Source organism: Vicinamibacteria bacterium (assembly GCA_035620555.1).
Taxonomy (GTDB): domain Bacteria; phylum Acidobacteriota; class Vicinamibacteria; order Marinacidobacterales; family SMYC01; genus DASPGQ01.
Genome location: DASPGQ010000253.1, coordinates 1 through 11,525, shown reverse-complemented (window position 1 = coordinate 11,525; position 11,525 = coordinate 1). Strand labels below are relative to the sequence as shown.

8 protein-coding genes are annotated in these 11,525 nt (G+C 63.9%); 5 read left to right on the top strand and 3 right to left on the bottom strand.

Features of this window, described 5'->3' with window-relative positions; all coding sequences use genetic code 11:
* Together VEK15_10655 and VEK15_10650 are read left to right on the top strand one after the other, a co-directional pair.
* Positions 1 to 2,301, top strand: a 2,301-nt coding sequence (locus VEK15_10655) for an ABC transporter permease (GenBank protein ID HXV61145.1), incomplete at its 5' end; no start/stop codon positions are given.
* Positions 2,302 to 2,369: 68 nt separating this feature from the next.
* Complete coding sequence (locus VEK15_10650; protein ID HXV61144.1) at positions 2,370 to 3,173, top strand: IclR family transcriptional regulator; 804 nt, start codon at positions 2,370 to 2,372, stop codon at positions 3,171 to 3,173.
* A gap of 13 nt (positions 3,174 to 3,186) precedes the next feature.
* Here VEK15_10650 and VEK15_10645 read toward each other — a convergent pair whose 3' ends face one another.
* Together VEK15_10645 and VEK15_10640 are read right to left on the bottom strand one after the other, a co-directional pair.
* Entirely contained in the window at positions 3,187 to 3,801 is a 615-nt protein-coding gene (locus VEK15_10645) for a maleylpyruvate isomerase N-terminal domain-containing protein (GenBank protein HXV61143.1), read from the bottom strand.
* On the bottom strand, positions 3,794 to 4,411 hold the full coding sequence (locus VEK15_10640) for an RNA polymerase sigma factor (protein ID HXV61142.1): 618 nt from the start codon (positions 4,409 to 4,411) through the stop codon (positions 3,794 to 3,796). Before VEK15_10640 ends, VEK15_10645 begins: the two co-directional genes overlap by 8 nt.
* Before the next feature lie 89 nt (positions 4,412 to 4,500).
* On the opposite strand from VEK15_10640, the gene VEK15_10635 reads away from it, so the two are divergent.
* Positions 4,501 to 5,673 carry an FYVE zinc finger domain-containing protein gene (locus tag VEK15_10635; GenBank protein HXV61141.1) on the top strand — a complete coding sequence of 391 codons (1,173 nt, stop codon included), beginning with the start codon at positions 4,501 to 4,503 and terminating at the stop codon, positions 5,671 to 5,673.
* A 6-nt stretch (positions 5,674 to 5,679) separates the two neighbouring features.
* On the opposite strand, the gene VEK15_10630 is transcribed toward VEK15_10635, so the two are convergent.
* Positions 5,680 to 8,145: an ABC transporter permease gene (locus VEK15_10630; protein ID HXV61140.1), complete on the bottom strand. Its 2,466-nt coding sequence runs from the start codon at positions 8,143 to 8,145 to the stop codon at positions 5,680 to 5,682.
* 103 nt (positions 8,146 to 8,248) lie between these two features.
* Here VEK15_10630 and VEK15_10625 point away from each other — a divergent pair, with 103 nt between their 5' ends.
* Together VEK15_10625 and VEK15_10620 are read left to right on the top strand one after the other, a co-directional pair.
* Positions 8,249 to 8,566 carry an archaellum operon transcriptional activator EarA family protein gene (locus tag VEK15_10625; protein HXV61139.1) on the top strand — a complete coding sequence of 106 codons (318 nt, stop codon included), beginning with the start codon at positions 8,249 to 8,251 and terminating at the stop codon, positions 8,564 to 8,566.
* Positions 8,563 to 11,226 carry an ABC transporter permease gene (locus VEK15_10620; protein HXV61138.1) on the top strand — a complete coding sequence of 888 codons (2,664 nt, stop codon included), beginning with the start codon at positions 8,563 to 8,565 and terminating at the stop codon, positions 11,224 to 11,226. Before VEK15_10625 ends, VEK15_10620 begins: the two co-directional genes overlap by 4 nt.
* The last annotated feature ends 299 nt before the right edge of the window (positions 11,227 to 11,525 follow it).

Genomic DNA, 11,525 nt, shown 5'->3' with positions numbered 1-11,525 from the left:
CTCGGAATCGGTACGACCACCGCGATATTCAGCGTGGTGGAGGCCGTTCTGATCCGCCCCCTCCCGTTCCACGACTCGCAGAATCTGGTACGCGTGCTCAACCGTAACTCCTATCCCGACATGGTGGACTGGATCGAACAGACCCGATCGTTCGAGGGGTTCGGAGGCTACAACGCCTGGTCCTTCGACTGGCTCACGTCCGAAACACCGGAACGGATCCAAGGCGCCATCGTCACTGGAGATCTGTTGCCGCTCATAGGCGCTTCCGCAGCCGAGGGCCGCGTCATTGGTCCAGCGGACAACCTACCGGGCGGCGAGCGGGTGGTGTTGCTGAGCCACGACTTTTGGATGGGCCGGCTCGGCGGGATTCGCCCGGCCATCGGCACGACGCTCACGCTCAATGGGGAGCCCTTCACGGTGATCGGTATCCTGCCTGCCGGTTTCTCCCTGCCTTCCGTCGATGCCGGGTTTTTCGTGCCGCACCAGGTCGTATCGCCGGAAACGGCCGCTCAGCGGGGGGTTCATTTCTTGATCTCAATAGGGCGTCTCGCCAAGGGCGTCACGCTCGACGAGGCCCAGGCGGATCTGGACACGGTCGCGGCGCGGCTCGAGCAGCTCTATCCCGACGAGAACACCGGGCGCCGGTTCGCGATCGAGCCCTGGGGCCGCTCCGTTGGCTCCCAATCAAAGTCCGCGCTCCTCATGCTGTTCGGAGCAGTAGGCCTGGTGTTGCTCGTGGCCTGTGCCAATGTGGCGGGCCTTCTGCTGGCGCGAACGGCCCGGCGCGAGCGCGAAGTCGCCTTGCGAAGCTCGCTGGGCGCAACTCGGGGACGGCTCGTACGACAGTTCCTCCTGGAATCGGTGTTGCTGGGCACACTCGGTGGAGCTCTCGGCCTCGGGCTCGCGTTCTACCTGACGCGGGTCATCGTCGTTCTCGCACCTTCGGAGCTGCCGCGGCGCGCGGAAATAGCGGTTCACTGGGACGTCCTCGTGTTCTGCGCGGTCGTCTCACTCGCCGCCGGCGTTCTGTTCGGACTCGCACCGGCTCTCCAGGCGAATCGCATCCAGCCGGTTGCCGCCCTCAGGGAAGCGGCGTGTCTCCGCGGAAGCCCCCGGCACCACGCCAGAAGCGCGCTCATCGTCGCCCAGGTGGCGGTGGCCGTCGTGCTCGTGATGGGCGCCGGTCTGCTCGTGAAAAGCTTCTACCGCCTGCTCGACGTCGATCCGGGTTTTCGCAAAGACGGTTTGGTGACGATGGATTTTCGGCTCCCGTTCCCCGAGTTTCGCGAGATCGCGAAGCGCACGAGCTTCTTCGACGCGGTGCTCTCACGTCTCGACGTAATCCCTGGCGTGGAGGGCGTCGCCGTGATCACGGATCTTCCCTTCGGCGGCGGCGCGGTCCCCCACAATTTGACGATCGAGGGACGAGCGTTCGCCGAGGGGGCGGAGCCGGAAATCTACTACCGCGGGATCAGTCCCGATTACTTCGAGGTCATGGGCATTCGTCTGCTCCAGGGACGAGCGTTCTCCGACGAGGACCGCGAAGGAGCTCTCCCCGTTGCCATCGTGAACGAGGCTTTCGCGAAGGCCTGGCTTGCCGGCGAGTCGCCTCTGGAGAAACGGATCCGCTGGGCGCGTCGAGACGAAGTCCGGTGGATGACCATCGTAGGCGTCGTTTCGGACGTGAAACCCTCGGCGCTCGACGCCTCGGAAGTCGAGGCCGTCTACGTGCCGTTTCGACAGGAACAGGATTGGTGGCGCAACTGGATGAGCGTGACGGTGCGCTCGGGAAGCTCCACCGACTCGATCGCTCCCAGCATCCGTTCGGCGGTGGCCGAGCTCCATCCCGGTATCCCGGTTGCGAACATTCGACCGATGACCGGCTTGATCCGCGACTCCGCGAGCGATCGGCGCTTTCAACTCCTGCTCTTCGGGGGTTTTGCGACGAGCGCGCTCTTTCTCGCCGCGGTCGGTCTCTACGGTCTTCTGGGCTACGTGGTCAACGAACGAAGAAGCGAAATGGGTATCCGTCTCGCCCTCGGGGCGGAGCAAGGAAGCCTTCTCAGCATGGTGCTGAGACGCGGGCTCGCTCTCACAGCATGGGGTCTCGCCCTCGGAACCCTGGTTGCGATTGCGCTCAGCGGCCTGATACGCGGTCTCCTCTTCGAGGTGAGCCCGATGGATCCGGCAATCCTTGCTGGCCTTACCGGCCTCTTCCTGCTCGTGGCACTCGTCGCGAGCGCGATGCCCGCGTTTCGCGCCTCGCGGGTGGACCCGCTCGCTTCGATTCGATACGAGTAAGCCCACTCGCCGATTCGTCCGCCGGGCGGCCTCTCACGTGGCCGAGGTCGATGTACGATATCGAAACGATGAGCAGACGAGCTCCAACGGGAGCACAGGCCGTTTTGCGCGCCATCGCGCTTCTCAAATCGTTCACCACCGAGCGCCCGGAAAAGGAGCTTTCCGAGTTGGCCAGAGACACGGGGCTCAGTCGCAGCACGACCCATCGACTGGTGGGCGCACTCGAGAGTGAGGGTCTCGTCGTACGGGTATCGAGCTCGGGACGATATCGCCTCGGCCCTTCCACCGTCGCGCTCGGAGCGCGTGCGCTCCGCTCGAGCAAGATCCGCGAGCTGGCACACCCCCTGCTCGAAGCACTCGCGCGGGAATCGGGGGAAACGGCCACGCTCGAAGTGCTCTCGGACGGCAAGATGCTGATCCTCGACGAGGTCCTCGGCGCGCACCTGATCGGCGCTTCTCCCTCGCTCGGAACCTCTTGGGCGATCCACGCGACGTCGACGGGCAAGGCGCTCCTCTCCGCGCTGCCTCGAGAGAAAATGCTCGAGCTGATCGCGTTTCCCCTTGCGCGATTTACCGCACGAACCACCACCGCGCTCCACCCGCTTCAGACCGAGCTGGCCCGAGCGCGCGAGCAAGGCTTCGCGATCGCCTACGAGGAGCTCGAGGAGAATTATGCCGCAGTCGGCGCCGTGGTACGGGTGCCGATGGGTGAGCCGTACGCGACCCTCAGCATCGGAGGTCCGGTCGCGCGGTTGACGAAGGACAAGGCGCGTCGTCTGGGCAATCTGGTGAAATCGAAGGCGGACGAACTCTCGCGCTCGCTCGGCTACGAAGGACCCGAGCGCGCGAGCCGAGCCCGGAGTGCCGGGTGAGTCGAGAGAGTTTCTAGCGTTTCAATCGCGGAAGGCGGGACTTGATCTGTTCGATGTGGTGGAGATCGTGAAGGCATTTGCCGAAGACGATGAAAGCGCTCGGTCCTCGAAAAGGTGCGCTCGGATCGCCCGAGGGTGCGAGAGGGAACGTGTGAGTCCCGTAGAGCGTCGCGGCATCCATCTCGATGACTTGACGCATGAGTCCGATCGTCTCCTCGTCGAACTCGTCGAAGATCGAATCGAGCGAGAGTTCCCGGCGAGCCTCCACCTCGGCCTGGTTCCACTCGTTCGGACCGACTACCCCCATCGCGAACGGTATCGCGTAATCGAAACGGCGATGCGTCACCACGGTCTCGATCTCCTTACGGAACTCCCGAGCCCAGGAAGCCAGATGGGCGAGAAGATCCTTCAAGGTCCAGGAGGAGTTGACGAAACGTGCGCCGGTCTCGGCCTGGATTCGATGCCTTAAATTCGCCCACTCGTCTCGCACCTCCTCGAGCTGCGCCACCAGAGCCAGTCGGGAGAACGGCATCCTCTTGTCGGGCGCGAGCGACAAAGGATTCGAATCGTCCCGTACTTCGATCGCTTCGACGAATCGCTTCCACTCGCGGGCCAACGATTCAGCCATTTGTCTTCTTCCGTTCGATCTTCATGGCCTTGCGAATTCTCGAGAGCGCGCTTCGATAGCGATGGTCGACCACCGAGGCGGTGATGGAGAGGGTTTTCGCGATCTCGCGCGCCGACATCCCCGAGAGCTTCGCGAGGAGCACGTCGACTTCGTCCTCGGGGCATAGAAGGTGGACCCTTTCCAGGATCCGACTCGCTTCGAGTTTTCTCAGCATCCGACCCTGGCCATTCGTGACGGCCCTCTCCGCGCCGGACGCAAGCGGCTCGTTCTTCCGCGTCGCCGCGAGCCGGTGATGAGCTCGCGCGACGAACCGAGCAGTGCGGAACAGAAAGCTCAGAACCGGCCTGGCTTCGGGTGACTCCATTTCCGTCCCGAACTCCCAACGCCGGAACCGCGAATAGAAGATGAGCCAAACGTCCTGCGCGAGATCGTCGGCGATCGAAACATCGGTTCGCACCGCGAGCCAGGCCAATACGGTGCGCCCATATTCTCGGTACAGCTGGGCGAAAGCATCGTCGGCCGAGATCAAACCCCGCGCCATCGCCCTCAGCAGGCGATTCTCGAGCTGCTTTTTGGACGCCGATGGCTTGCGGCTCTTCTCATCAACCATGCGGTCGAGACGCATTTTTCGCCAGAACAACGAGGGAGGCAAACTGGACAATGCGCGTCGAGTGGTGTTGAATCAGGGTTTCCCGGATCATGTCAGACTTCCTGGAGTTCATCTGCCCGTCCTGTGGGCGAACGAATCTCGTCAATCCGGAAGAGATTGATCCGGACGGCTCTTATCGGGCGTGTCAGGGTTGTGGTTCCCAGGTGCTCGTCCCCGGGCCAGGCGGGGCCGATCGAGCGGCCGCCCCCCCAACCGACGCAGGAGGATTCGTCCATCTTCATCTGCCGACGGGTCGCGTCGAGCGGTTGAGTCGCGAAGTCGTCGAGCACGGAATCCAGGCGAAGCGAATTCTCCCCTGGGACATGGCATCACGGGACGGCGCGAACTTTCTGCCCCTTTCGGAGCTCGGCGAGTTCGGCGAGCTTTTCATCGATCTGGACTTCGTCGTGGAGCCGCAACCGCGCTGTGCCAACCATGCGGAGGAGATGCCCGCGGGGACCTGTCGGCGGTGCGGGAGAAGTTTCTGCGGCGCCTGCGTCAATCCGCTCGCCCGTCGCGAATCTCGCATTTGCCCGGCCTGTGGCGGACAGGTTCGAGACCCCGACCCTCGCGTCGGGGCTCGTCCGCTATGGGAGCGGCCGAAAGAAGCGGTTCGTATTCCCCTCGAAGGCGGCGCTTGGAAGCTGACGCTCGCGGTGGGTCTTCTTCTCTGGATCGGCTCCTTCAGCCTCGCTACCGCGATTCTCTATCTCGTCGCCGGCGTGATTCTCATTCAGGTCGTGAGACAGTCGGCGAGTGGAGCGACGACCCTGTCCCTGTCGCTCGAAAAGAATCTACGCACGTTATTCGACAAGACGGGAGCCATCCTGCTCCTGACGATCGTGATGGGTGCCCCGGTCATGGTGCTGCCGTGGATCCTGCCGCCGGTCGTGGCAGTGTTCATCCAATTCCCACTCTCGCTCCTGATCCTCGGCTACTATCCGATGGCCTTGGGACTTCTCGTCCTCGGATCGCCCAAAGGGCTCGAGCCTCGTTCGGTCATTGGCGCCATCGCGCGACTGAAAGAAGCCTACATCCTGGCGCTTTTTCTCCTCGTTGCCGTCGGTGTGGCCGTGGTCGCTTTTCAGACGGTGGTTAGCTTCGTGCCCTTTCTCGGCAGGCCTCTTGCAAGCCTCGCCCTCGGCTATGGAGCGGTCCTGCAGGCCTACGTGCTCGGATGGCTGCTCTACATGAATCGCGAGCGGATCCTCGCCGCGGCGTGAAGTGGCTCACTCGGAGCGAAGCGTGAGCATGGGTGCGAGCCTGGCCGCAGCCCGCGCCGGTGCGTAGCAGGCGGCTAGCGCCACGATTCCCAGAACGACCGGCAGAGCCGCGAAGGTCAAAGGGTCCGTCGCACTGATCTCGAAAAGAAGACTCGCAAGAAATCGGCTCAACCCGAAAGCGACCACGAGTCCGAGCGCGATGCCGAAGGCGATGGGCCGGAGACCCTCGCCAATCACGAGGCGGGTGACCATCCCCGGATCGGCTCCCAGGGCGACCCGGATGCCGATCTCGGAAGTTCTCTGACTCACGACGTAGGAGACGACCCCGTAGACTCCCATGACGGCGAGGCCCAGGGCGGTGATGCCGAAAACCGCGAGAAGGAGCAGGTTGAATCGGCGCTCGGCAACGGAATCGGTCAGCACCGCATCCATGGTTCGAAAGCTCGGAGGGACGTCGGGCAAGAGCTCGGAAACAACCCTCTGGGCGGCGGGAACGATATTCGCTACGTCCGATGAGACTTCCATGACCACACTGAAATTTCCCGTGGGACGCTGCCAGGCGTTCGTGTAGATGGTGGCCTTCGGCTCCGAGTCGAGACCACCATGGAGCACATCGGACACGATTCCGACCACGTGAAGGGCCTCGAGGTGCCCGTCCATGTTGCCGAACTGGATGAGCTTTCCCATCGGGTCCTCGCCGGGCCATTTCGTCTCGGCCAGCGTTTGACTAATGACCGCTACGTGCCGGCCATCCATCGTATCGGTCGTCTCGAAGAGCCGGCCACCCACGAGGGGTATCCCCATCGTCTCGAAGAAGCCTGGGCTCGCGGCACGGTACTCGGCGAACCCGGTGCGCTCCTCCGCGTCCATCAATCTTCCAAAGTCCTCGTAGCTCGTCACCTCATCGGGAAACCGGAGCTCGAGGAAGAGGCCGTTCCGGTACCCCGTCGCCATGGGAAGCCGATCGACGCTTCCCGCGCGCACGACGCCGGGGATGGCTGCGATACGGGCGAGCAGCTCTTCTTGTGTGGCAGCGAGCCTCCGGCTTTCGGCGGCATCGGAGGCGTAGGGTGCGAAGAGACTCATCACGAGCTTACCCTGGGCGCGAAATCCCGGGTCGACCTCGAGCAGGCGAAAAAGACTTCGTCCGAGCAGCCCGGCGCCAACGAGGAGCGTCAAGGTCATCGCCACCTGCGAGGCGACGAGCAACCGGCTCGACCCTCCGCGCCCAGCTCCTCCCGCCTGCGAGCGCTGGGTCTCGTGGAGCGATCTCTGTACATCGGCCCGCGTGGCTCGAAGTGAGGCCGCGATCCCGAGAAGTAGGGCCGTACCGAGGGTCAGCCCCAGAGCGAACGCCAGCATAGGAATACTCACGCCGATCTCGCCCGCGCGCGGCAGCTTCCCGGGCTCGAAGCCCAGAAGCGCGGCAACGCCCGAGATCGCCAAAACGATGCCGAGCGCTCCTCCGATGAGAGCGAGCGACAAGGACTCGAGGACGAACGGACGCGTGAGTTGCCACCGATTGGCGCCGAGTGCCGCGGAAACGGCGATCTCCCTCCGCCTCGACTGGGCACGCACCAGCAGCAAGTTGACGACGTTGACCGAGGCGACGAGCAGGAGAAAAGCCACCGCGCCAGTCAAAACGAGCAAGGCGACCCGGACCTCGCCGACCATCTCCTCGAGGAGCGGGACCACCGACGCGTCCACCATCCAGGTTTCCTCGCCGTAGGTACGACGAAGCTCCCTGGCGATGGTACCGAGATCCGAGCGCGCTTGCTCGAGACTCACGTCGGGCCGCAACCGTGCCACCGCATACCAGTTGTGCGCGGTGCGGCTCGTGCTCGTCGGATTCCGCTCTTGCGCGATCCAGACGTCGGTACCGGGAGGGAATTGAAACCCTCGGCCCATGACTCCGACGACCGGATGAAGGTCGTTGGAGTCGCCGGACCGCCACGGATGCGGTAATCTCAAGGTGCTCGAGGACAGGTCGGGATTCCCGCCAAGGTATCGTTGCCAGTATCCATAGCTGACGATGACCGCTGGCGGAGCGCCTTCGCGCATCTCGTCCTCGACGAATCGTCGGCCGAGGGAGGGCTCGACACCCAGGACGTCGAAAAACTGCCGCGACACCGCTGACGACTGGAGTCGTACCGGCTCCGAGCCTCCCGAAACTGACACCGAGCTCGTCCCGTAGATCGCGAAGGCTTCGAGGCTTCGGTTGCGATCGCGCAGATCCTCGAAGTTGGGAAGCGAGAGCGAGTTCTTTGGCGAGCGGTCGTTGACCTGCCACACCTGGACGATACGATCCGCGTCGGGATAGGGAAGGGGGCGCAACAGCACGGCGTGCACGACGCTGAAGATGGCGGTCGACGCACCGATGCCCAGGGCCAAGGTCAGGGTGGCGACGATCGTGGCCCGAGGGGTCTGGAGCAGCGATCGCAGGGTCCGGCGAAGCTCCGATTTGGCGCCCATGATTACATTAGGACGACAAAACCTCCCGCCGAGTTCGCTCGAATCAGACGCTTGACAGTATATAGGTAATATGACTATAGTCGTTCGTACTAGTCGAACAACGATGACTTCTCCGATCGGACCCGTGGACTTTCTTATTCTTCTCACTCTCGTCGACACGAAGCGCCATGGGTACGGAATTCGCCGCGACATCCAGGAGCTGACCGAATCGGCGATTGTTCTCGATGCGGGCAACCTTTACCGGTCCATTCGTCGTCTCATGGAGGCCGGGCTCGTCGAGCGCTCGGACGAAGACGCACGACGCCGCTACTACCGTCTGACGCCTCGAGGGCGGCGAATCGCTGCGGTGGAGGCACACCGGATGAAGGGGCTCTTGACCCACCACAAAGTGAGAAAGCTCCTTGCCGAGAGCGCTCCGTGAGCCTCGTGCGCATTTACCGGTGGCTGCTGAGCCTTTATCCACGGAAGTTCCGGGACGAGTTCGAAGATGAGATGGTGGCGTTTTTTCGCGAGCAGCTTTCCGAAGCGACCCCTCGTGGGCGGGCAGCCATTTGCTCGGCGAGCGCCAAAGCCCTCGTCGACCTCGTGGGCTGTGCGCTTGCCGAGAGATGGGAGGCGACAAATCGCGACAAGCGCCGAGGAGGAAACGAAATGCTCTTGGGCCTGAGTGCCGAAGCGAAGTTCGCGATCCGGACGCTTTCAAACCGGCCCGCCGTTTCGATTACGGCTGTCGGAATTCTCGCCCTCGGTCTCGGAGCGGTAACGCTCGTCTTCTCGGTTCTCGACGCCGTGGTGTTGAGACCGCTTCCCTACGTCGAGTCAGACCGCATCGTCACGATCTGGAATACTTACGATGGCTCCCCCTCGCACTCGTCCCCGCCGGACTACGTCGATCGGCGACGCGATCACCGAACTCTCGAACGGATCGCTGCCGTTGCCCCCACGAGCATGAACCTCTCGGGTGAGTTCGAGCCGAGGCACGTGCAGGTCGCGCAGGTGACTTCCGATTTCTTCGAGGTCTTTGGCGTCACTTCGCTCCGAGGCGCGCCCATTCGGTTTCCCGATGAGCTCGGGGGCGACGCCACGCACCTCGCGATCCTGGACTACGGGTTGTGGCAGAGCGTTTTCGGCAGCGGCGGATTGGTCGAGGAGGTCGAGGACCGAACCATCGAGCTCAACGGGGCGCGGTATCAAGTCCTCGGAGTGCTGCCGCCTGGTTTCGACTTTCCGCGAGGGACGGAAGTCTACATTCCCCTCGTTTTCTCGCCGAGCCAGCTCGGCGACGATTTTCGCGGGAACGAGTACCTGCTCAACGTGGGCCGCCTCGCCCGGAACGCGTCCGTGGACGATTTGTCTCGCGACATGGACCGAATCGCCGCGAGCGTTCTCGAGCGGGTTCCCGAGCGGCGGAGCTTCCTCGAGCGTAACGGCTGGGGAGCTCGGGTCGTGCCGCTCCATGAGCAGCTCATCGAGAACGTGCGGCCGGCTCTCGTCGTTCTCGCCATCGCCGTCGTCCTCGTGCTCCTGGTGAGCGGTGCCAACGTGGCAAACCTGCTTCTCGCGAGCGCATCGGGTCGCGTGCCCGAGCTCGCCCTCAGATCCTCGCTCGGAGCGAGCCGTTCTCGCCTGGTCGGACAACTCGTGGTCGAAAGCTCCCTTCTTTCGCTCGCTGGCGGCGTCTGCGGGTTGGCGCTGTCGAGCCTCGCGCTCAGTGCGCTTCCCTCCATCGTCCCGGGAGACGTGCCGCGCCTGGAGCAGGCGAGCCTCGACATGAGGGCACTGGTGATGACCGCGGTCGTCACCCTCCTCGTGGGAATCGTCTCGGGCCTGGTTCCGGCGTGGCAGGCCGCGGGGGGACGGTTGCACGGAGCTTTGCGAGCGGGCTCTTCGACGAAGGGCTTGCGGCGCCTGCGGAGCGCATTGGTCGTCGCGGAGGTGGCACTCGCGCTGATCCTGATGACGGGTGCCGGGCTTCTGGTTCGAAGTTTCGAGAAGCTGACGGGACTCGATCCGGGGTTCGACCCGCGCGGTCGCATCGCCCTGAGGCTCAGGCTTCCCGCCTCGCAATTTCCGGAGGCGGCTGAGCGCATCGCGTTTCAGGCGAGCCTGCTCGAGCGCCTGGAAGCGATCCCAGGCGTTCGTTCGGCCGCCCTGTCCGATCGAGTTCCTCTCGATGGAAGCGGTTGGACGGGAACGTTCTATCCCGAAGGCCACGAGCTCGCGCCCGGACAGCCCACTCCGGGAGCCGAGCTCAACCTGGTGAGCGCCGGCTACTTCGAAACGCTCGGTATTCCTCTCCTCGCCGGTCGCGACTTCGCCGAAACGGACACGGCGAGCACGCCACGGGTGGTGATCCTCGACGAGTCGACGGCACGCCGATTCTGGCCCGGAGGCGCCGTGGGACAGTACATCAACATGAACGGGCCGAGACAGGAGCCGGCGCTTCGCGAAGTCGTTGGGGTCGTCGGTCACGTGAAGTCGCGAACGCTCGACGAGGCAGGTCGAATGCAGCTTTATTTCGCCTCGAACCAGGTGGGCGGCGCCAGAGTCGGTGTGACGTTGCACTTGGACGGATCGGCCGGGCCCGTCATGACCAGAGTCCGCGAAGAGATCGCTCGTCTCGCTCCCGGACTCCCGCTCTATGGGGTTCGAACCCTCGAGGACATGGTGTCGGGTTCTCTTGCCTTTCGTGAATTCCAGCTTGCGCTGCTATCGGTGTTCGCCGGGCTGGCCCTCGCGCTCGCGGCAGTCGGCCTGTACGGTGTTTTATCGTACTCGGTCAGCCGCCGACGTGCGGAAATCGGTATCCGGATGGCGATGGGCGCCCACGGTCGAGGGATCGCCGCCCTCGTCCTCCGTGAGGCGGTCGCGCTTTCCACCTTCGGTCTGATGTTGGGCTCGTTCGCGGCGCTTTTCCTCGCCCGGCTCCTCGAAAGCCAGCTCTACGGGATCCTGCCGACCGACGCTCCGACGTTTCTCACAGTGGCTCTCCTTCTCCTGCTCATCGCGTGCCTCGCAGCCTGGCTACCCGCCCGGCGGGCGTCGCGGCTCGATCCCGTGGAAGCCCTCCGCTCTAATTAGAAGTCCCGTGGTGGGACCCGTGGTCGATCGACCGCCACGGCTCAGCGTGCTTTTCGCGCCGCCCTGCGCCTGATCCCGAGCCATGGTGGAAACCTGCCACGCGTCAATGACTTAACCAGAGCGAGTGCTCTGTCATTAGTTGATTTGACATTGTAAAATCCACCCGCCAAGGTTTTCGAGGCGCTCACGACGACGGCCTATCTCGAAGCCTGGTTCGCCGAGAGAGCGCAGGTATCGACCGATGAGGCTCGGTACGATTTCTGGGGGCGGTTCACCCCTTATGCTCCGGGTCCCGAGGA